This window comes from Streptosporangium sp. NPDC049376, from assembly GCF_044466505.1.
In the GTDB taxonomy this organism is placed as follows: domain Bacteria; phylum Actinomycetota; class Actinomycetes; order Streptosporangiales; family Streptosporangiaceae; genus Streptosporangium.
Genome location: NZ_JBITMT010000002.1, coordinates 855,725 through 876,098, shown reverse-complemented (window position 1 = coordinate 876,098; position 20,374 = coordinate 855,725). Strand labels below are relative to the sequence as shown.

The window sequence follows — 20,374 nt, the reverse complement described above, 5'->3', positions numbered from 1 at the left end:
AACCCTAGTGCGGGCGCCGCGCACCCTCTCGGCACCGTGGTCACGAGGCGCGTAGGGCGGGACGGCGGGCCCAGGTGATCCATCGCCACAGCCACTCGACCGGTCCCTGGCGGTAGTGGCTGAGCCAGAGCGCCGACCACACCCACTGGACGGCGATGATGACGCCCGCGATCGCCAGGACCGTGGCCGTCGACCACTCCTGCGGAACCCCGCCAACCAGCCGGGTGGCCGCCAGGACGAGCACGGTGGCGGTCAGGTAGTTGGTCAGCGCCATCCGTCCCAGCGGCGCGAAGAGGCTCTCCAGTACGGCCCGCAGCGGTGTCCTGAGCAGCACGAGCGTCCCGCAGACGTACACGCCCGCGATCAGCAGACCCGCCAGCGCCAGGGTGAGGGTGAACCGTACCTCCCTGACCTGCAGCCACACCACGGGCACCGCGAGCACGGCCAGGAGGAGGCCGAGCGCCGCGGGGACCCGGGTCGAGCGCTCGATCCGGTCGGTCACCCCGTACCGGGTCAGCGCGGAACCCAGCAGGAAGAGCCCCGGCACCAGCGAGAACGGCCCACCGGCCAGGGCCAGCGCGCCCGTGAGGAGTACGGCCGCGAGCCCCGCCACCGCCCACCGGGGCAACCAGGTCGAGGGCAGCAGCACCACCAGTCCGACGAGGGCGTAGACGGCCAGGATGTCGCCCTCCCAGAGGAGCAGATGGTGCGCCACCCCCATGGCGAGCAGGGCCAGCAACCTGCGCGTCAGCAGGAGCCGGGGCCGGGCGGTTCGCTCCCCGGCCGAGTTCAGCAGCAGTGAGAACCCGACGCCGAACAGCAGCGAGAAGATCGGATAGAAGCGCTGCTCGACGAACAGACCCAGCCAGAGGTCCGTGGGACTCGCCTGTCCCTCCAGGATGACCGTTCTGCCCGCGTTGGCGATCGGCTGGACGTTGGCCAGCAGGATCCCGCACAGCGCGAATCCGCGGATCACGTCCAGCGCCGCGATCCGCGGACGTCGCTGACGGAGTTCATATGACATGGGGCCTCATCCTGCGGACCACGACCCGCCTCTCACATCGGCGCAAAGCAGGGCCGGAACGGTACTTTCGGCCGGTACCGGCCGGGTGGCCCCCTCTCCTAGCCTTGGACACCGTGCAGGCACCCGATCGGCTCAGGGCGTTGGCCGGCGCCGGGCTCGGCACTGTGTCCGGCATCGTGTTCGCGGCGGCCGTCGCCTTCCAGGCGTACCGGATCGCCGACAGCTGGGGCGCGGGGCACTGGCTGTTGGACGCGGTCACCGGCGCGTCGGTGTGCGCGCTCGCCCTGGCCCGCCGCCGCGACCCGCTCAGGACCGCCGTCGCGGGCCTGACCGTGGCGGCGCTCGCCGTCCTCGTCAGCGGGCTCGTCCACCTGCCGGCGGAACCCGGTCCCGCCGCCTCCCTCGGTCTGGCGGTGCTCGCCGGCTCCGCGGTCAGGACGCTCCCCGTCCGTACGGCCTGCGGCGTCTCCGTCGGGGGCCTGGCCGTGGTGGCGGGCGGTCTCCTGGCTCATCCCGGCTCGGCCGTACCGGTGCTGGGCGGCCTGGTCTGGCTCACCGGCCTGGCGACCGGCCTGACCTTCCGGCTGCTCGCCGTCCGCCGCCGTGCCGTCGTCGAGCGGATACGGCGTGCCGAGCGCCTTGAACTGGCCAGGGAGCTGCACGACGTCGCCGCCCACCACATCGCCGGCATCGTGCTCCAGGCTCAGGCGGCCCGGCTCGTCACCCGTAAGCACCCGGAGAGGACGGAGGGCTCCCTGGCCGACATCGAGACCGCGGGTTCCGAGGCCCTGGCGGCGACCCGCCGCGTGGTCGGCCTCCTGCGCGACGGCGCTCCCGTCGGCCACGAACGGCTCGACGAACTGGTCGAGGGCTTCGAGGGCCTCAAGGGCCGGGTGCGTCTGCGGCTGGAGGCCGAGCCGTCCGGCTGGCCGCCCGAGGTGAGCGGCACCGTGTACCGGGTCGTACGGGAGTCGCTGACCAACGTCGCCCGGCACGCCCGGCACGCGGGCACGGTCGCCGTCGACATCACCCAGGCGGACGCCGTCGTCACCGTCGAGGTCACGGACGACGCCTCACGGGCGCCCGCCCGCCTCCGTCGTGCCGGGTACGGCCTCATCGGGATGCGCGAACGCCTCGAAGCCGTCGGCGGCACCCTGACCGTGGGTCCCCGCCCGGGGTCGGGCTGGTCCGTCCGTGCCACCGTTCCCACGGGTGGACGCCGATGACGTCACCCGCGCCCTCGAAGCCACCCGCGCTCTTGGAAGGGCGTCCATGACCATCCGGGTGCTGCTGGCCGACGACCAGCCGATGATCCGGGCCAGTCTGCGGATCATCCTTGAGGACCAGCCCGACATCACCGTGGTCGCCGAGGCGGGCGACGGCGTCGAGGCGATCGAGCGGGCCCGCAGGACGCGCCCTGACGTGTGCCTGGTGGACGTCCAGATGCCCCGCCTCGACGGGATCGAGGTGGCCCGCGCCCTGGCCGAGGCCCCGCCCAGGGTGGTCATGGTCACCACGTTCGACCTGGACGAGTACGTCCACGGCGCGTTGCGCTGCGGCGCGGCGGGGTTCGTGCTGAAGGACGCCGGTCCGTCCCTGCTGGTCGAGGCGGTGCGGGCCGCGTACGCCGGGGACGCGCTCATCTCACCGTCGATCACACTGCGGCTGCTGCGTCACCTCGCCACCCGGGGCGCCCGGATCACGACCGGGGCGTCCCCGGCGCACTCCCTGACCGCGCGGGAGGTCGAGGTCGTGCGGGCGATCGCCAGGGGGCGCACCAACCAGGAGATCGCCGACGAACTGTTCATCGCGCTGAGCACCGTCAAGGGACACGTGTCAGGCGTCCAGACCAAACTGGGCGTACGCAACCGGGTGGGGATCCTGGCCTGGGCCTGGGAGAACCACCTGACGGGCCAGGAGTGAGCCTCAGATGCGGCGTAGCCGTACGCGGCGGACGGAGTGGTTGGGGCCCTTGTAGAGGACCAGGCCCGCGCGGCCTCTGGTGGGGGCGATGTTCTCGACCAGGTTGCGTTCGTTGATGTCGCGCCAGATGTCCTTGGCGAAGGCGGTCGCCTCCTCCTCGGACAGCTCGGCCAGGTGCCTGAAGTAGGACTTGGGGTCCTCGAAGGCCGTACGGCGCAGCTTGTGGAAGCGGTCGACGTACCAGTCACGGATGTGCTCGACCTTGGCGTCCACGTAGATGGAGAAGTCGAAGTAGTCGTTGACGGCCAGCGCCGTCGGAGGAGCCGGTTGCAGGACGTTGAGACCCTCGACGATGAGGATGTCCGGCCTGCGCACGGTCTGCACCGCGCCGGGGACGATGTCGTACTCAAGGTGGCTGTAGACCGGGGCGCTGACCTCGGGCAGACCGGCCTTGACGTCGGCGACGAAGCGCACCAGGGCCCGCCGGTCGTAGCTCTCGGGGAAGCCCTTCCTGTGCATGATGTCCCGCTCGGTGAGCACCGTGTTCGGGTACAGGAAGCTGTCGGTGGTGACCAGGTCGACCCTGGGGTGCTCGGGCCAGCGGGCCAGCAGGGTGTGCAGCAGCCTGGCGGTGGTCGACTTGCCGACCGCGACACTGCCCGCGATGCCCAGGATGTACGGCGAGGGCCGCTGCCCGGCGCCGAGGAAGGTGCTGACCGCCGCGCCGCGTTGCCTGGCCCCGGTGAAGTGGAGGTTGAGCAGCCGGGTGAGCGGCAGGTAGATGTCGGTGACCTCGGCCAGGTCGATCGGGTCGTCGAGGCCGCGCAGCTCCGCGAGCTCCTCCTCGGTGAGCGTCAGCGGCGTGTTCTTGCGGAGCTCGCCCCACTGCTTGCGGCTCAGCTCCACATACGGCGTGCCGTCCAACCCGTTGGCCATAGCTCCGAAGCCTACTGATCGGTCAAAAGTGCCTTTCGGTGGGGACGGCTTTGCCCGATACCGGGCGGGAATCCCGAGCCTGCGGGCACGTTCTCCCTATCTCGTTCGGACGAAAGGGGGATCCCATGTGCGGAATCGTGGGGTACGTCGGCGGGCGGCGGGCCGTTGACGTGGTCGTCGAGGGGCTGGGGCGGTTGGAGTACCGGGGATACGACTCCTCGGGGATCGCCCTCGTCGGGACCGACGGGGAGCTCACCGTCGAGAAGCGGGCGGGCAAGCTGGCCAACCTGCGCTCCAGCCTGGCAGGGTACCCGGTGCCGCCGGTGACGACCGGGATCGGGCACACCAGGTGGGCCACCCACGGCGCGCCGACCGATCGCAACGCCCACCCGCACACCGACTGCCACGAGCGGATCGCGGTCATCCACAACGGCATCGTCGAGAACTTCGCCGAGCTGCGGGCCGAGCTTGAGGACAACGGCCACAAGATCGACTCGGAGACCGACACCGAGGTGGTCGCGCACATGCTGGAGGAGTTCGCCGACCTGGGGCTGGCCGAGGCGATGCGCCGTACCTGCCGGCGTCTTGAGGGGGCCTTCACGCTGCTGGCCGTCTCGGTCGACGAGCCGGACACGGTGGTCGGCGCCCGCCGCAACTCACCGCTGGTCGTCGGGCGCGGTGAGGGGGAGAACTTCATCGGCTCCGACGTGGCGGCCTTCATCGCCCACACCCGGGAGGCGATCGAGCTCGGCCAGGACCAGGTGGTACGGCTGCGCGCCAACGAGATCACGGTCACCGACTTCGAGGGTCGTCCCGTCCCGACGCGGGACTACCACGTGAACTGGGACGCCTCGGCGGCGGAGAAGGGCGGCTACGACCACTTCATGCTGAAGGAGATCGCCGAGCAGCCCCGGGCGGTCGCGAACACGCTGCTGGGCAGGATCGATGTGGACGGGCTGCTGACGCTGGACGAGGTACGGCTGTCCGCCGAGGAACTGCGGGAGATCAACAAGATCATCGTGATCGCGTGCGGCACCTCCTACCACGCCGGACTTATCGCGAAATATGCCATCGAACACTGGGCGGGCATCCCGTGCGAGGTCGAGCTGGCCAGCGAGTTCAGATACCGCGACCCGATCCTCACCCGCGACACGCTGATCATCGTGATCAGCCAGTCCGGGGAGACGATGGACAGCCTGATGGCCGTACGGCACGCCCGCGAACAGCACTCCCGGGTGCTGGCCATCTGCAACGTGAACGGGTCCACGATCCCGCGTGAGGCGGACGCCGTCCTCTACACCCACGCGGGCCCGGAGATCGCCGTCGCCTCGACCAAGGCCTTTCTCACCCAGCTCGTGGCCTGCTACCTGGTCGCGCTCTACCTCGCCCAGGTCAGGGGGACCAAGTTCGGCGACGAGATCTCCCAGATCGTCGCGAGGCTGTGGGAGATGCCCGCGCGGGTCGAGGAGGTGCTCTCCACGATGGAGCCGGTCAGGGAGCTGGCCCGTTCCCTGGCCGACGAGCGCTGCGTGCTCTTCCTGGGCCGTCACGTCGGCTTCCCCGTCGCCCTTGAGGGGGCGCTGAAGCTCAAGGAACTCGCCTACATGCACGCCGAGGGCTTCGCGGCCGGAGAGCTCAAGCACGGGCCGATCGCGCTGATCGAGCGGGGGCTGCCCGTCGTGGTCGTGGTGCCCTCGCCGTCCGGTCAGCGGGTGACCCACGAGAAGATCGTCTCCAACATCCAGGAGATCAGGGCCAGGGGGGCCAAGACCATCGTCGTCGCCGAGGAGGGCGACACCTCGGTCGAGCCGTACGCCGACACGCTGATCCGTGTCCCGGCGGTGCCGACCCTGCTGCAGCCGCTGGTGGCCACCGTGCCGTTGCAGGTCTTCGCCTGCGAGCTGGCCACGGCCAAGGGTCATGACGTGGACCAGCCCCGCAACCTGGCCAAGTCCGTCACGGTCGAGTAGCCGGGGGCCCCACGGTGATCGCCCACTGCCGGGTGCCCGTGAGGAAGGCGCCGACCACCAGGGGCAGGCCCACGACGCCCACCGGCAGGTCGCCCCAGGCGGTCATGGGGACGTCGACCAGGCCCCAGGCGTAGGCGAAGACCGCGTTGCCCGTGGCCAGCGTGTGGGCCGACCGGGACCGGGTGGCGAGCACGGCCGCGACCACGTCGGCCGGGGCCGCCGGGATCGGGCGCAGCCGCAGGGAGCGGACCAGGAGCAGCGTTCCACCCGTGACGGCGGCGCCGACCCCCGTCCAGGGCAGGGCGGGGGAGGGGGTTCCCGTGAGGGCGACGCCGATCCCGATCAGCAGGCTCGCCGCGCTCAGTGCGGCGCCGCCGTACAGGAAGGCGCGGGCCTGGGGGGACAGCAGCCGGGGCGGGGCGGTGACGGCCGCGACCGGCCCCGGATCCCGTCTGGAGCCGATCGCCAGCTCGGCCCCGAGCACCCCGAGGAACCAGCCGCTGAACGGGTCGATCGACATCCCGAACGGCAGCCCGAAATCGGTGAAGGGGATCATGGGCATCGTGAGGAAGAGCCCCGCGACCAGCCCCGGGGCCCGCCACACGCGGGTGGTCCGCAGGTAGTGCCGGACGACCGGTTCGGCGCCGGGGGTGATCGCCAGCGCGTGGCGCCTGGCGAACGCCGTGATCCGCTGCGGATGGACCGGACCCGACCAGTAACGGGCCGCGAAGGCCATCAGGACGGCCACGACGGCCAGCGAGAGCATGTGATCACCCTAGAAGCGGAGACCGACATATCTGGCCATGGAGGATGTGTCCACAACCTGTGGATAACATCCATGGATTGCCGGGGCGGGAAAGTGGGTACCGGGGACAGACCCTAGCCTGGAACCGTGATCGTAGGCATCGGGGTCGACGTCGTGGACGTCGCGCGGTTCGCGGCGTCGCTCGAAAGGACGCCCTCCCTGCGGGCCAGATTGTTCACCGAGGCCGAGCGCGGGCTGGCCGTACGGTCCCTGGCGGCGCGGTTCGCGGCCAAGGAGGCCGTCGCCAAGGCCCTCGGCGCCCCTCCGGGGCTGAGCCACCTCGACGCCGAGGTGCTCTCCGGCGCGTACGGCAGGCCGGAGCTGCGCGTCCACGGCGCGGTCGCCGAGGTCGCCGTGGCCCTGGGCGTCGTCCGGTGGCACGTGTCGCTGACGCACGACGGGGGTGTGGCCGTCGCCTACGTGATCGCCGAGGGCTGACCGTACGGCCTCACGGTGTGGCGTGGGCCGGACGGGATACCGTCGGATCATGCTCAGCGCTCACACCTCCGATCAGGTCAGGACGGCCGAGGCGGCCCTGATGGCGAAGCTGCCCCACGGCACGCTCATGGACCGGGCCGCGACCGGCCTCGCCGTGACCTGCGCGGCGCTGCTCGGCGGCGTGTACGGCTCGCGGGTCGTGCTGCTGGTCGGCTCGGGGGACAACGGGGGCGACGCCCTGTTCGCCGGGGCCCGCCTGGCGGCCAGGGGCGCCAGGGTCGAGGCGGTCCTGGCCGGGACCCGGGTCCACGAGGCCGGCCTGGCGGCCCTGCGCCGCGCCGGGGGACGCGTCCTCGACATCAGGGCGGCCCAGGACGGGTGGCGGGAGCGGGCGCGCGCGCTGCTCGGGGCGGCCGACCTGGTCATGGACGGCCTGCTCGGCATCGGTGGAACGGGGGCGCCGCGTGAGCCGTACTCGACGCTGGCCGGGCTGACCCGGGAGGCCTCGGGACGGGCGGCGGGCGACGGGCCCCTGGTCGTCGCCGTGGACGTGCCGAGCGGGGTCGACGCCACCACGGGGCGGGTCGAGGGGGAGGCGGTCGAGGCGGACGTCACGGTCACCTTCGGCACCTACAAGCCCGGGTTGCTCGTCAGCCCGGGGGCGCGTCACGCGGGACGGGTGGAGTTCGTCGACATCGGGCTCGGGCCGTACACACCGGAGCCCGAGGTGACCGCGCTGACCGGCGCCGACGTGGCCGCGCTGCTGCCCAGGCCGGACGCCACGTCCGACAAGTACCGCAGGGGGGTGGTCGGCGTCGCGGCGGGGAGCCACGGCTACACCGGGGCCGCGGTGCTGGCCGTCGGCGGGGCCGTCAGGTCGGGAGCGGGCATGGTCCGCTACGCCGGGGTCGCCGAGCCGGTGGCGCAGGTGCGCGCCCGCTGGCCGGAGGCGGTGATCACGGAGCTGGGGCCGGGGCAGGGGATCGGCGAGGTCGGCCGGGTGCAGGCGTGGGTGCTCGGTCCCGGCCTCGGGACGGGACCGGAGTCGCTGGAGGTCGTCCGCGCCGTGCTGGCGAGCGAGGTGCCCGTGCTCGTCGACGCCGACGCGCTGACGCTGGTCGCCCAGGACAGGTCGCTGCTGCGCCGTACGGCCCCGGTGCTGGTCACCCCGCACGCGGGGGAGCTGTCGCGGCTGCTCGGCGTGCCCAGGGAGCGGATCGAGGCCAACCCGCTGGACCACGTACGGCGGGCGGTGGCGGAGCTGGGCGTGACCGTGCTGCTCAAGGGCTCGACCACGCTCGTGGCGCGGGGCGGGCTGCCGGTCAGGGTGAACCTCACCGGCAGCCCGTGGCTGGCGACCGCGGGCACCGGGGACGTGCTCGCCGGGATCGCGGGGACGCTGCTGGCCGCCGGACTCGACCCCTACGACGCGGCCTCGTGCGCGGCCCATCTGCACGGCCTGGCGGGCGCGGACGGCCCCCTGTCGGCCTGGGATGTTCTTGAGGCCGTCCAGGGCGTGCTGCGGTCTCTCCTCGAACCCGGTTTCCGGTCGAGATAGGCGGGGGTTTCGGACAGGGTCGGGAGGGCAGGTGAACACCTCGTCCCGGCCCCCTGCCGGGGCGATGATGCGTCGCCGGAAACGTCCCAAAAGAGGTGCCTTTGGCATAGGTTAGACCGCTGACCTGGGAGACTGGGGGAATGAGCATGCCGATGACCCCTGCCGAGGCGAGGGTGAACCTCTCCGCCATCAGGGAAAACGTGGCCTTGCTGAGGGAGCGCTCTCAGGGTGCGGAGACCATGGCCGTGGTCAAGTCCGACGGTTACGGCCACGGCCTCGCCGCCTCCGCCAGGGCCAGTCTCGCGGGGGGCGCGACCCGCCTCGGCACCGCCTACATCCGTGAGGCGCTGGCACTGCGGGCCGAGGGGATCACGGCGCCGGTCATGGCGTGGATCATCCCGCCGGGCGAGCCCCTTGAGGAGGCGATCGTCCAGGGGATCGACCTGTCGGCGGGCGCCGTGTGGCTGGTGGACGCCATCGCCGAGGCCGCGGGCCGTACGGGCAGGACGGCCAGGGTGCACCTGAAGGTGGACACCGGCATCCGCAGGGGCGGCGCGTCCGGCGCCGAGTGGCCGACGCTCGTGGAGCGTGCCATGAAACGACAGGTCGAGGGCACCGTCGAGGTCGTCGGACTCTGGTCGCACCTCGCCTGCGCCGACATGCCCGGCCATCCGTCCATCGACATCCAGCTTGACGCCTTCGACGACGCCGTGGCGGTCGCGAAGCGGGCGGGCATCGGCGGCTCGCACGTGATCCGGCACCTGGCCAACTCCGCGGCGGTGCTGACGCTGCCCAGGGCGCGTTACGACATGGTCCGCCCCGGTCTGGCGGTCTTCGGGCTGAGCCCCATCCCCGAGATGGGCGACTTCGGGCTGCGGCCCGCGATGACCCTGGTCGCGCGGATCGCGATGGCCAAGCGGGTGCCCGCGGGCGCCGGGGTCTCCTACGGCCACACCTACCTCACCGGGCGCGAGACCACGCTCGGCCTGGTCCCCCTCGGCTACGCCGACGGCATCATGCGGCACGCGGGCAACCTCGCGGAGGTGTTCGCGGGCGGCAGGCGGCACCGGGTCGCCGGGCGGGTCTGCATGGACCAGTTCGTCATCGACGTCGGGGACGACCCGCTGACCGAGGGCGACGAGGTCATCGTCTTCGGTGACGGGTCGCTGGGCGAGCCGACCCTGCAGGAGTGGGCGGATTCCCTTGGCACGATCACACATGAGATCGTGACCAGGATCGGATCGCGGGTTCCGCGCGTTTACCACTGAGAGGCACGGCTGGGGGTCGCATGAGCAACACCGCACGGCGCAGGGTCGGCATCGCGGGAGCCGTCGTCGGCGCCGCGTCCGCCGGGGTGGCCGCCGCGGCCCTCGCCAAGCGGTACGCGGTCGGGCGCATCAGGCTCCGCCCCGACCTGGAGATGAGCGAGCCCCTCGGCGAGCTGCGCGGTGAGCCGGTCAGGGTCACCACCTCCGACGGCGTCGGTCTCTACGCCGAGGTGGACGGCGTCGAGGACTCCCCGCTCACCGTGGTGCTCTGCCACGGCTACACGCTCAACCTGGACTCCTGGCACTACCAGCGGCGTGACCTGCGCGACTCCCACCGTCTGGTCCTGTGGGACCAGCGGGCGCACGGGCGCTCGCCGCACGCGGGCGCCGAGGGGTGCACGATCGACCGGCTCGGCGACGACCTGGCCGAGGTGATCGAGGAGCTGGTGCCCGGCCCGTGCGTCCTGGTCGGCCACTCCATGGGCGGGATGACCGTCATGGCGCTCGCCGAACGCCACCCCGACCTGTTCGGCGACAAGGTCAGGGGCGTCGCGCTGATCTCCACCTCGGCGGGCAAGCTGGCCGAGATCTCCCTGGGGCTTCCGGCGCTGCTGTCGAGGGCGGTGCACAGGGTCACCCCCGGCACGGTCGCCCTGCTCGGCAGGGGCGGCGCGCTGGTCGACAAGGGGCGGCAGGCGGGCAACGACGTGGCCTTCCTGCTGCTGCGTCACCTGGGCTTCGGCGACCCGAAGAACGTCAGCCCGACGGTGGTCGACTTCGCCGAGTCGATGATCCGCTCGACGCCGTTCGAGGTGATCGCCGACTTCTACCCCGCGCTGATGTCGCACGACAAACTGGGCGCGCTCGGCGTCCTGGACGACGTGCCGACCTCCATCATCGTGGGGGACAAGGACTGGCTGACGCCGATCGAGCACAGCAGGGCCATCGCCGCCGCGCTGCCACGGGCCCAGCTCACCGAGGTTCCCGGAACCTCGCACCTGATCCAGCTCGAACGGCCTACCGTCGTCAACGACGCGCTGCGCGACCTGCTCAAGCGGGCGGCGGCCGAACCAGGGGGCACGGAGCCCGCGGACACAGAGGAGACGAACCGGTGAGAGTCGTGGCGACCGCGGAGGAGATGCGCGAGCTGGGCGTCGAACTGGCCGGGCTGTTGCGCGCGGGAGACCTCGCGGTGCTGTCCGGGCCGCTGGGCGCGGGCAAGACGACCCTGGTCCAGGGGATCGCGGAGGGGTTGAAGGTGCGCGGGCCGATCACCTCCCCGACCTTCGTCATCGCCAGGGTCCACCCCTCGCTGTCCGGCGGCCCCGCGCTGGTGCACGCCGACGCCTACCGTCTCGGCGGGAACCTGGAGGTCGACGACCTCGACCTGGACGCCTCCCTCGAAGACTCGGTGACGGTCGTCGAGTGGGGTGAGGGCCTGGTCGAGGGGCTGACCGAGGACCGCCTTGAGATCAGCGTCGAGCGCGCCGAGGCCGCGGGCGAGACCGAGGAACGGACCGTACGGCTGCGCGGCGTCGGCGCCCGCTGGGAGGGCGTTGTCTGATTCACCCCCGTAGGCCCGGGAATCCTGGCACTCTGGCATCACATCCCACTTGGGATAGATGATCGGGACCGAAGATCGACCATGCGGTTATGTCCATGTTTAATGGGGATCAGGCGGGAAGTTAAGCCGAGCCAGGGTCGTCGGCCGGACTGCGAAGTGGAGTGCGACGGGTGCCAAGGGTGAAGCGTGTCGCGGTTCTGGGGGCTGCCGCCCTCTTCGGAGTGGCCGGATGCTCGGCCCAGCCCACCACGGAGGGCACGAACGGGAACACCTCACCCGTGGCGGATCGGACCACGATCAGCAGGCAGGACATCGAGGTCCAGCTCCAGCCCGCCCGCGCCAAGGCCGGGCAGAAGGTGTGGGTGCTGGCCAACTGCCCCATCCCCGAGGGCGGCCCGGAACACCGGGGAACCGCCTCCGCCGAGGTCTTCAGCGCCGCGATCACCCTTGAGCCGATCCTGGCGACTCCGAGCCCCTCCGCCTCCGCGACCGGCACGCCCGCCGCGCGCCCCTGGGTCCGCGGCCAGGCCACCGTCGCCGACGGCGCCAAGACGGGCGTCTACGACGTCAACACCCGGTGCGAGGGCACCAACGACACCGGCAAGGCGAGCCTGAGGATCGTCTCCGACGGAGAGTCGAGCTCGAAGCCGACCTCGCGTCCGAAGCCGACCCGCACGATCATCTCGACCCACGGCCCGGCGACCGGCGGCGGAGGCACCGCAGCGGGCGGTCCGAACGACGGCTCGGGCATGCCGCTCGGCACGACCGGGGCCCTGCTCGCCGTCGCCCTGGCCGGCGGAGCGGGCTACCTCGTCGTACGGCGTCGCCGCTCGTAGCGGTAACCGATGGCCTCCTCCCGCTGGACCCGGATCGTCGTCGCCGGGCTCGTCACCGGTTTCGTCATGGTCGCGATCAACAGGGGCGACCGGGACGAGACCCCCGCCCGCGCCGCGGTCGTGCCCAAGCGCCTCGACATCCCCTCGCTGGGCATCGAGGCGCCCCTGATGAAACTCGGCGTCACGGACGGCCAGATCGACCTGCCGCCGTTCGACAGGCCGGACGAGGCCGGATGGCTCAAGGAGAGCGCCGTCCCCGGCGACCCCGGTTCGGCGGTGATCCTCGGGCACGTCGACACCAAGACCGACCCGGCCGTCTTCTACAAGCTCAAGCAGATGCGGGCCGGGCAGGCGATCAAGGTCGTGCGCAGCGACGGCAAGGTCGCCCAGTACCGTGTGGACTCCATCGAGCAGACCAGCAAGGACCGTTTCCCCGCGGACAAGGTCTATCTGGAGGACGGCCTGAGGCTCATCACCTGCGGCGGCACCTTCGACTGGGACAAGCACGAGTACCGCGACAACGTCATCGTCTACGCCACCCTCGTCAAGGCGAAGACCTGATCCGGGACGGAGCGGCCGGCCAGGTCGGCGCGCGGATCGACGCGCGCTCGTCGAAGCGAGGACCTGACCCGATCCGAGACGGACTAGGCTAACTGTTCGTGCTGGTCCTGGCCTTTGATACCGCGACCCCCGCCGTCACCGCAGCGCTGCACGACGGTGAGAGGGTCCTGGCCGAGTCGACGACGGTTGACGCCCGTCGGCACGGCGAGCTGCTCGTTCCCACGATCGAGACGGTCCTGCGGGAGGCCGGTGTCGTCCTCGCCGACGTCACGGCCGTCGTCGCGGGCTCCGGCCCCGGTCCCTACACCGGGCTGCGGGTCGGCCTGGTCACCGCCCAGGCCCTGGCGACCTCGCTGGGCGTGCCTGCCTACGGCCTGTGCACGCTCGACGCCGTGGCCTACGGCAGCGGGCTCGAAGAGCCCTTCCTCGTGGCCACGGACGCCCGCCGCAAGGAGGTCTTCTGGGGTCACTACGAGGACCGGCGGACCCGTCTGTCCGGCCCCGCCGTGGACAAACCCCAGGACCTGCCCGCGGACCTGCCGCTCGTCGGCGCGGGCGCGCGGATGTACGCCGAGGTCGTCGGCGCCTCCCGGCTGCTCGACGCGCCCGAGTACCCCTTCGCCGGGGCGATGGCGGCGCTGGCCGCCGAACAGCTCGGCCGGCCCGACGTCGCGGAGGTCGTGGAGAGCGGCACGCACCCCGTGCTGAGCCTGCCCAGGCCGATCTACCTGCGCCGTCCCGACGCCCAGGTGCCCGCGCCGCCGAAGAGGGTCTCCGCGTGAGCGTGGTCCTGCGCCCGATGACCCACGACGACCTGCCCGAGGTGATGAAGGTCGAGCGGGAGACCTTCCCGCTGGACGCCTGGAGCGAGGGCATGCTCCGCGGCGAGCTGGACGACCAGCCCAGGACCAGGCACTACGTGGTCGCCGTCGTCGGCGAGGAGATCGTCGGCTACGCCGGGCTCTACGCCGCGGGGGACCAGGCGGACGTGCAGACCATCGCCGTCTCCGAGGGCCACCGCCGGGCCGGGATCGGCGGGGCCATGCTGACCGAGCTGCTCACCGAGGCCGTACGGCGTGGCGCCACGTCGGTCTTCCTTGAGGTGCGCGCGGACAACTCCGGCGCCCAGGCCGTCTACGAGAGGTTCGGATTCGAGCGGATCGGCCTGCGCCGCCGCTACTACGAGGACGGCACCGACGCGATCATGATGAAGAAGGACCTCAATGCGTGACGAACCCCTGGTGCTGGGCATCGAGACCTCCTGTGACGAGACCGGGATCGGCATCGTCAGGGGGCACACCCTGCTGGCCAACACGATCGCCTCAAGCGTCGAGCAGCACGCCCGGTTCGGCGGCGTCGTGCCCGAGGTCGCCTCACGGGCCCACCTTGAGGCGATGACCCCGACCATCGAGCGCGCCCTCGACCAGGCGGGTCTGCGTCTGACCGACATCGACGCGGTCGCGGTGACCGCGGGCCCGGGCCTGGCGGGCGCCCTGCTCGTCGGCGTCGCCGCCGCCAAGGCCTACTCGCTCGGACTTGGTGTGCCCCTGTACGGCGTGAACCACCTGGCCGCCCACGTGGCGGTCGACCAGCTCGAACACGGCGCCCTGCCCAAGCCCTGCATCGCGATGCTGGTCTCCGGCGGTCACTCCTCGCTGCTGCTGGTGCCCGACGTCGCCAAGGAGGTCATCCCGCTGGGCTCGACCGTCGACGACGCCGCCGGAGAGGCCTTCGACAAGGTGGCCCGGGTGCTCGGCCTGCCCTTCCCCGGAGGTCCCCACATCGACCGGGTGGCGGGCGGCGGCTCGGGTACGGCCATCGCCTTCCCCAGGGGCAAGCACGACGACGGGACACTCGACTTCTCCTTCTCCGGGCTGAAGACCGCCGTCGCCCGCTGGGTCGAGGCCAGGGAGCGCGCCGGTGAGACGATCCACGTGCCGGACGTGGCCGCCTCCTTCCAGGAGGCCGTGGTCGACGTGCTGACCCACAAGGCCCTGCTGGCCTGCCGGGAGCACGGCGTGCGCGACCTGCTGATCGGCGGTGGCGTGGCCGCCAACTCCCGGCTGCGGGCCCTGGCCCAGGAGCGCTGCGACGCCGCGGGTGTACGGCTGCGCGTCCCCCGGCCCGGCCTGTGCACCGACAACGGGGCGATGGTGGCCACGCTCGGCTCCGACCTGGTCGCGGCCGGGATCTCCCCCTCCCCGCTGGACATCCCCGCCGACTCCTCGCTGCCGATCACCACGGTCCACGTGTGACGGAGGGCCGTCAGGCCGGGTGCAGGGCGAGCGCCGGGTAGTCGGTGTAGCCGGTGTGGTCGCCGCCGAAGGCCTTGGAGAGGTCGGGCTCGTTCAGCGGAGCGCCGAGGCGCAGGCGCACCGGCAGGTCGGGGTTGGCCAGGAACGACTTGCCCAGGGAGACCAGGTCGGCGCCCTGGGCGAGCCAGTGGGCGACGGAGTCGGAGGGGTCGTTCCTCGCGGGGTCGTTGACGATGAGCGCGTTCGGCCACAGCGCGCGGACCCGCCCGTCGAACTCCGCCGAACCGCCCGCCAGGTGGTGCAGGTAGACCAGGTCGAGGTGGGCCAGCTCGGCCAGCAGCGCCGGGTAGACCTCGTTCGCGTCCTCCTCGGCCAGGTCGTGGATGCCGGTGGCGGGGGAGATCCTGATGCCGACCCGGTGCGCGCCGATCGCGTCCGTGACGGCCCGCGCGGTCTCGACGGCGAAGCGGATGCGGTTCTCGACGGAGCCGCCGAAGCGGTCCTGACGCAGGTTGGCGTTCTGCGACAGGAACTGGTGGATGAGATAGCCGTTCGCCCCGTGCAGCTCGACCCCGTCGAACCCGGCGTCGATCGCGCGGCGGGCGGCGTCGGCGAAGTCGCCGACGGTCGCCTCGACCTCCTCGGTGGTCAGTTCGACGGGGATCGGCGTGTCCTGCGGGCCGTTCGGGGTGAAGATCTGGCCGCTCGACCGTACGGCCGACGGGGCGACGGGGATCGCACCGGTGTTGTCCGGGTGGCCGACCCGGCCCGCGTGCATGAGCTGCGCGAAGATCCGGCCACCCGCCGCGTGGACGGCGTCGGTCACCTCACGCCATCCGGCGACCTGGTGGTCGGTGTGCAGACCCGGCGTGTCCATGTATCCCTTGCCCGCCGCGCTCGGCTGCACCCCCTCGGAGACGATCAGACCGGCCGAGGCGCGCTGCGCGTAGTACAGGGCGGTCAGCGTGGAGGGGATGCCGTCCACGTAGGCGCGTGAACGGGTCATGGGGGCCATGACCAGGCGGTTTGGCAGTTCCAGGGCACCGAGCCTGAACGGGGAGAACGGCATGGCTGATCCCTTCGGGATTCTAATATGGTCGGCTAACTTGGGCGACCAACTTGGTCGGCCAAGAGTTAGTTCTACAACTTGGGCGACCAACTTGCAAGGAGTAGGCTGGAGTCGAACAGGAGGACGAGATGACGCTTCCACGGCTTGACGAGGAACCGGCGGGGGTCGAAGCCTGGGAGGAAAGCCCTGACAGCCTGAACTGCCTGATGATCCAGGCCGCCCGGGGGCACCGCACGCTCATGGCCGGTCTACTGGCCGAACTCGACCTCTACCCGGGCCAGGAACGCACCCTGACCCTGCTCTGGGAGTACGGCCCGCAGCCGCAGAACGTGCTCGCCAGGCTCATCGGCATCGACATGTCCACGATGACCAAGACCCTCCAGCGCCTCGAACGCAGCGGCTTCGTCAGCCGCGCGCCCAGTCCCGCCAACCGCCGCGTCAGCATCGTCAGCAGCACTCCGAAGGGCGACGCCCTGCGTCCCGAGGTCGAACGCGTCCTGGCGGAGGTCCACCGCCGGATGATCGGCGGCCTGAGCCCGGAGCAGGCGGGGGAGCTGACCCTGCTGCTGAAGGTGGTCAGGAACAACCTGTGCGGTGAGGAGGCGTGCGACACCTCCCCCTGCCTACCGGGCGACACCATGTGCTGAAAGCGTCAGTCCCCGTTGCCGTGGGGCCGGCACAGCAGGGCCTCGGCGAGGACCAGCACGGTCTCCTCAAGCGCGCCGAGCCTGTCGGCCGGGCCTGCGCCGGCGGGCTCGACGGCCCGGGTCAGCGCCTCGGTGAGCCGCTCGCGGCCCGGCTGGGCGCGCAGCGTGTCGCCCAGGGGGGCGAGAGCCGCGCGGGCCTGGGCGACGCGCTCCTCGAACGGGTCGAGGCGCCGCTGCTCCCGGGTCTGCAGCAGGCCCTTCAGCCGCTTCCCGGCCCCGGTGACGTGCGCCTGCACGTCCTCCGGCCGCCCGGTGTGGCCGTCGAGCGTCCGCAGCCGGGCGTCGACGGCCTCGATCCTGTTGAGGGTCCGCCCCTCGACGTCGTCCAGACGCTCGTCGAGGGCGTCGAACCGCGCCTCGTGACGGGCGGCGATCTCACCGAGCCGCTCGTTCGTCTCCGTCATCCGCCGCTCAAGCGCGGCCAGCCGCCTGTCCAGGTCGCTCAGGCAGTCTCCGACGTCCTCGGTCAGGCCGTCGAGCCTGACCATGATCATGTCGATCTTGCCGCTCACCTGCTCGACGGCGTCCGACAGACGGCGGGTCGCCTCGGCGACGACCCCCTGGAAGCCCGCCGACAGCTCGGGCAGGCCCTTCTCAAGGGACCCCGTACGCCGGACCAGCTCACCCAGCCCCTTGTCCAGCCGGGTGAACCGGCCCGCGGCCGCGTCCATGCCCGTCTGGAGACGGCCGAGCCGCTCGGTGGTCTCGCCGTTGTCCTGGGTCTTGCCGGTGAGCACCCGGAGCCGGGTGAGCGCCTCGTCGGTCTTCTCGCTCACGGCGCTGAGGTCGGCCCACAGGCGCGGCAGCCCGTCCAGGGGGACGATCTGCGCGCCGACCGACTTGACCTCCCGGGTCAGGAAGCCGACCCGTGCGCCGACCGAGTCCACGTGGTCGCGGACCGCCTCGACGTGCTGGGCGAGCCCCTGGACCCAGGCGGGCGGGCGGGTCAGGGCCTTGTCGAGGCGGCCGGTCACGGATTCGAGCGTGCCGTTCAGCCCGCTCTCCCGATCCCTGGCCTCCCGCAGCAGCCACTCCACGCCGTCGAGGCGCTGACGGATCTCGTCGAGCCCGGTGCCCTGGGGGCGCTGGTCGTACACGGGCGCGGGGGAGAGCTTCTCGTACACGGGCGTCTGGGGGCACTGGTCGTAAATGGGCGCGGGGGGGAGCTGCTCGTAGACGGAGCTCTGCGGGCGCTGCTCGTACGCGGGCCCCTGCGGGAGCTGCTCGCGCACGGGGTCCTGGGCGGCGTGCGCCAGCAGTTCGCGCATCCGGTCGAAGATCGGGCTCTGCTCGTCCGCGTGGAACAGGGTGTGGCCGGAACGATCCACGGAAAACCCCTTTCCCCACCGACGGTCGGCCACGCGGCGGGTTTTAATGTTTCTTTAAGGACTTTGTTTTTAATTTACCGAGGAATGTAGGCCGAGTTTTCCCCGGAAATCCATGCGTGAGTAACCCTAGCCCCTGAGACATGTGTCCTCCGTGTCAAATTTAAAAAAGACAGATCGCCGGTTAATTGCTTGATGTACCGTTTTGCCAGTTCAGGAAGGGGTGCATATCAGGGCGAAAGGCCTTTCCTCGATCCTGGTGAGAATAACGACCGCGGATTCGCCCCCGGTCAGGCGAAGGTCCTTTCTGAGGCGATCGACGTCGACCGCGGAGCCCCTCTTTTTGATCGTCACGTTTCCCACTCCACGCTCACGCAGCGCCGCCCTCAGCCGTTTGAGTGAGAACGGCAGAGTCTCGTGGACCTCGTACCGCGCCGCCCACGGCGTCCGCTCCGTCCCGTTCCCCGTGATGTAGGCGATGCGCGGGTCGAGCAGGTGCCCGCCGACCGCGTCGGCGACCTCCGCCACGAGGTGGGCCCTGATCGCCGCCCCGTCGGGCTCGTGGACGTAGCGCCCGACCGGGCCGTGCCCGGCCGTACCGAGCTTGGGGTCGGGGGTCAGCGTCGCGGCGGACGGCAGCATCGTGGCCCTGCGCTCGACCTCGCCTGCCAGGGCGCCGCACCAGATCGCGGCCTCCTTGACCTCGCCCCGGTGGGAGACCCACTCGGCCTCCGCCCCCGGCGGGATGAACGCGTAGTCGATCCCCGGGGCGACCTTCAGGCACGCGGCCCTCGCCTGGCGCGCCATCTCCAGCACCTGGGGCCACGGTGGTGAGTAGGCCATCGGATCGAAGGTCCTGCCCCGGGCCGTACGGCGGGCGGGGTCGGCGAACAGGACGTCGAAGCCGGACGGGTCGACCGTGGCGGCGTCGGCCGCCCGGACCGTGACCCGGTCGCCGAACCCCAGCGCGTCGGCGTTGGCCTGGGCGACCGCGGCGGTGAGCGGGTCGGCGTCGACCGCCTCGACCACGCATCCGGCCCTGGCCAGGGCCAGGGTGTCCCCGCCGATGCCGCAGCAGACGTCGGCGACCCGGGAGCCCGGGGGGACGCGCCGGGCGCGGTGGTCGGCCACCTCGCGGCGGGTCGACTGCTCAAGGCCGTTCGGCGTGAAGTACATCACCCCGGCGTCGGCGCCGAACTTCTCCACGGCGCGGCGTCTGAGCCCCGCCTGGGTGAGCGCCGCGGAGGTCAGATCGGCGTCGTAGGTCTTCCTGAGCCGGGTGACCGCCGCGACCGGGTCGTCTCCCGCGGCTCCGGCGGCGGCCAGGGCCTCCTGGCCTCGGGGTGTCAACAGCTCCAGGAACGAGTCAAGCTCCACACCGCCCGACGCTACCGCCTCGGACGGATGGAGCCTCTCCTCAGCCCAGCAGGGCGGTCAGGTCGATCGTGGCGGGGAAGGGGACCTGGACCGAGAGCTTGTCACGGTGGATGCCGGTGGGAACGTAGGCACGCGTCGCGGAGTCGAGCTCGTAGACGTACACGGCGGGAACGCCGTTCTCAGCCTCGACCCGCCAGAAGTGGGTGATGCCGGCGGCCGCGTAGCGCCTGGGTTTGACCTCCCGGTCGCGGAACTCGGATTCGGGCGAGACCACCTCCACGACCAGGTGGACCTCCTCGGGAACGTAGGCGGTGCGGTCGTGCTCGCGGTCCAGGGCGGCGTCGATGAGCAGGACGTCGGGACACGGGCGTTGTCTCACGCCGAGTACGACGTCCATCTGGGTCGCCACCGCGAGGTGCTCGGGCGCCTGGGCTTCGAGACTGTTCGCGAGCCTGCGGATCACGACATCGTGGAAACGCTTCTGGGGGGACATGAAGATGAGGGCTCCATCGACGAGTTCGACGTGCTTGAAGAAGTCCGGCTCGCCGTGGGGGCCCTCCTGGGGAAGCCGGTCGAGGTCGTCGGCCGTCCATCCGCCGGGCGGCGGATAGGGCCAGTTGGCGAGAAGCTCGCCGACCTCGCGCGTTGCGCTCGTCTCCTCGCTCAGCGTGCTGGTCACATCGCTCACCGCAGCGTCTTTCCCGTCACCGTTCGTAGCCATCGGGTCGCGTTCCCCCCGGTGCTCGCTCGTATGTTCC

At 71.6% G+C, this 20,374-nt stretch carries 21 protein-coding genes; 14 read left to right on the top strand and 7 right to left on the bottom strand.

From position 1 onward, the window contains the following. Nucleotides 1-40: 40 nt before the first annotated feature. On the bottom strand, nt 41-1,024 hold the full coding sequence (locus tag ACIBVQ_RS09375; RefSeq protein WP_399176634.1) for a DUF418 domain-containing protein: 984 nt from the start codon (nt 1,022-1,024) through the stop codon (nt 41-43). A gap of 113 nt (nt 1,025-1,137) precedes the next feature. Between ACIBVQ_RS09375 and ACIBVQ_RS09370 the strand changes: the two genes are divergently transcribed. Then, nucleotides 1,138-2,250: a sensor histidine kinase gene (locus ACIBVQ_RS09370; protein ID WP_399176632.1), complete on the top strand. Its 1,113-nt coding sequence runs from the start codon at nt 1,138-1,140 to the stop codon at nt 2,248-2,250. A 46-nt stretch (nt 2,251-2,296) separates the two neighbouring features. Then, a complete protein-coding gene (locus tag ACIBVQ_RS09365; RefSeq protein ID WP_352015617.1) occupies nt 2,297-2,947 on the top strand; it encodes a response regulator transcription factor in 651 nt (216 codons plus the stop codon). Between the two features lie 3 nt (nt 2,948-2,950). Here the strand turns inward: ACIBVQ_RS09365 and coaA are convergent, their stop codons facing one another. Further along, a complete protein-coding gene (gene coaA / locus ACIBVQ_RS09360; protein WP_386194092.1) occupies nt 2,951-3,853 on the bottom strand; it encodes a type I pantothenate kinase in 903 nt (300 codons plus the stop codon). 155 nt (nt 3,854-4,008) lie between these two features. On the opposite strand from coaA, the gene glmS reads away from it, so the two are divergent. Beyond that, a complete protein-coding gene (gene glmS, locus ACIBVQ_RS09355) occupies nt 4,009-5,853 on the top strand; it encodes a glutamine--fructose-6-phosphate transaminase (isomerizing) (protein ID WP_386193987.1) in 1,845 nt (614 codons plus the stop codon). Here the strand turns inward: glmS and ACIBVQ_RS09350 are convergent. Beyond that, nucleotides 5,840-6,619: a hypothetical protein gene (locus ACIBVQ_RS09350; protein ID WP_399176630.1), complete on the bottom strand. Its 780-nt coding sequence runs from the start codon at nt 6,617-6,619 to the stop codon at nt 5,840-5,842. The two genes, glmS and ACIBVQ_RS09350, sit on opposite strands and share 14 nt — an antisense overlap. A 126-nt stretch (nt 6,620-6,745) precedes the next feature. On the opposite strand from ACIBVQ_RS09350, the gene ACIBVQ_RS09345 reads away from it, so the two are divergent. From ACIBVQ_RS09345 to tsaD, 10 genes are all read left to right on the top strand, one after another. Further along, nucleotides 6,746-7,096: a holo-ACP synthase gene (locus ACIBVQ_RS09345; RefSeq protein ID WP_352015570.1), complete on the top strand. Its 351-nt coding sequence runs from the start codon at nt 6,746-6,748 to the stop codon at nt 7,094-7,096. 49 nt (nt 7,097-7,145) lie between these two features. Next, complete coding sequence (locus tag ACIBVQ_RS09340; RefSeq protein ID WP_399176628.1) at nt 7,146-8,654, top strand: NAD(P)H-hydrate dehydratase; 1,509 nt, start codon at nt 7,146-7,148, stop codon at nt 8,652-8,654. A gap of 146 nt (nt 8,655-8,800) precedes the next feature. Next, complete coding sequence (gene alr, locus ACIBVQ_RS09335) at nt 8,801-9,922, top strand: alanine racemase (protein WP_352015568.1); 1,122 nt, start codon at nt 8,801-8,803, stop codon at nt 9,920-9,922. 20 nt (nt 9,923-9,942) lie between these two features. Beyond that, nucleotides 9,943-11,037, top strand: a complete 1,095-nt coding sequence (locus ACIBVQ_RS09330) for an alpha/beta hydrolase (RefSeq protein ID WP_362916306.1) — start codon at nt 9,943-9,945, stop codon at nt 11,035-11,037. After that, the gene (gene tsaE / locus ACIBVQ_RS09325) at nt 11,034-11,486 is read left to right on the top strand and encodes a tRNA (adenosine(37)-N6)-threonylcarbamoyltransferase complex ATPase subunit type 1 TsaE (protein ID WP_352015566.1); all 453 of its coding nucleotides are present in this window, start codon (nt 11,034-11,036) and stop codon (nt 11,484-11,486) included. Before ACIBVQ_RS09330 ends, tsaE begins: the two co-directional genes overlap by 4 nt. A 179-nt stretch (nt 11,487-11,665) precedes the next feature. After that, the gene (locus ACIBVQ_RS09320) at nt 11,666-12,322 is read left to right on the top strand and encodes a hypothetical protein (protein WP_362773171.1); all 657 of its coding nucleotides are present in this window, start codon (nt 11,666-11,668) and stop codon (nt 12,320-12,322) included. 9 nt (nt 12,323-12,331) lie between these two features. Beyond that, on the top strand, nt 12,332-12,883 hold the full coding sequence (locus tag ACIBVQ_RS09315) for a class F sortase (RefSeq protein WP_352015564.1): 552 nt from the start codon (nt 12,332-12,334) through the stop codon (nt 12,881-12,883). 98 nt (nt 12,884-12,981) lie between these two features. Then, on the top strand, nt 12,982-13,665 hold the full coding sequence (tsaB, locus tag ACIBVQ_RS09310; RefSeq protein ID WP_352015563.1) for a tRNA (adenosine(37)-N6)-threonylcarbamoyltransferase complex dimerization subunit type 1 TsaB: 684 nt from the start codon (nt 12,982-12,984) through the stop codon (nt 13,663-13,665). Continuing rightward, a complete protein-coding gene (gene rimI, locus ACIBVQ_RS09305; RefSeq protein ID WP_352015562.1) occupies nt 13,662-14,114 on the top strand; it encodes a ribosomal protein S18-alanine N-acetyltransferase in 453 nt (150 codons plus the stop codon). Before tsaB ends, rimI begins: the two co-directional genes overlap by 4 nt. Further along, nucleotides 14,107-15,138 (top strand): tRNA (adenosine(37)-N6)-threonylcarbamoyltransferase complex transferase subunit TsaD, encoded by a 1,032-nt coding sequence (gene tsaD, locus ACIBVQ_RS09300; RefSeq protein WP_399176624.1) that lies wholly within the window; start codon nt 14,107-14,109, stop codon nt 15,136-15,138. Before rimI ends, tsaD begins: the two co-directional genes overlap by 8 nt. 10 nt (nt 15,139-15,148) lie before the next feature. On the opposite strand, the gene ACIBVQ_RS09295 is transcribed toward tsaD, so the two are convergent. Beyond that, entirely contained in the window at nt 15,149-16,207 is a 1,059-nt protein-coding gene (locus ACIBVQ_RS09295; protein ID WP_399176622.1) for an alkene reductase, read from the bottom strand. 128 nt (nt 16,208-16,335) lie between these two features. Here ACIBVQ_RS09295 and ACIBVQ_RS09290 point away from each other — a divergent pair, with 128 nt between their 5' ends. Continuing rightward, on the top strand, nt 16,336-16,854 hold the full coding sequence (locus tag ACIBVQ_RS09290; RefSeq protein ID WP_399176620.1) for a MarR family winged helix-turn-helix transcriptional regulator: 519 nt from the start codon (nt 16,336-16,338) through the stop codon (nt 16,852-16,854). A 5-nt stretch (nt 16,855-16,859) separates the two neighbouring features. Here the strand turns inward: ACIBVQ_RS09290 and ACIBVQ_RS09285 are convergent, their stop codons facing one another. From ACIBVQ_RS09285 to ACIBVQ_RS09275, 3 genes are all read right to left on the bottom strand, one after another. Then, on the bottom strand, nt 16,860-18,242 hold the full coding sequence (locus ACIBVQ_RS09285) for a hypothetical protein (protein ID WP_352015558.1): 1,383 nt from the start codon (nt 18,240-18,242) through the stop codon (nt 16,860-16,862). 210 nt (nt 18,243-18,452) lie between these two features. Beyond that, a complete protein-coding gene (locus tag ACIBVQ_RS09280; RefSeq protein ID WP_399176618.1) occupies nt 18,453-19,616 on the bottom strand; it encodes a methyltransferase domain-containing protein in 1,164 nt (387 codons plus the stop codon). 40 nt (nt 19,617-19,656) lie between these two features. Next, nucleotides 19,657-20,304, bottom strand: a complete 648-nt coding sequence (locus tag ACIBVQ_RS09275) for a Uma2 family endonuclease (RefSeq protein ID WP_399176616.1) — start codon at nt 20,302-20,304, stop codon at nt 19,657-19,659. Between the last annotated feature and the right edge of the window lie 70 nt (nt 20,305-20,374).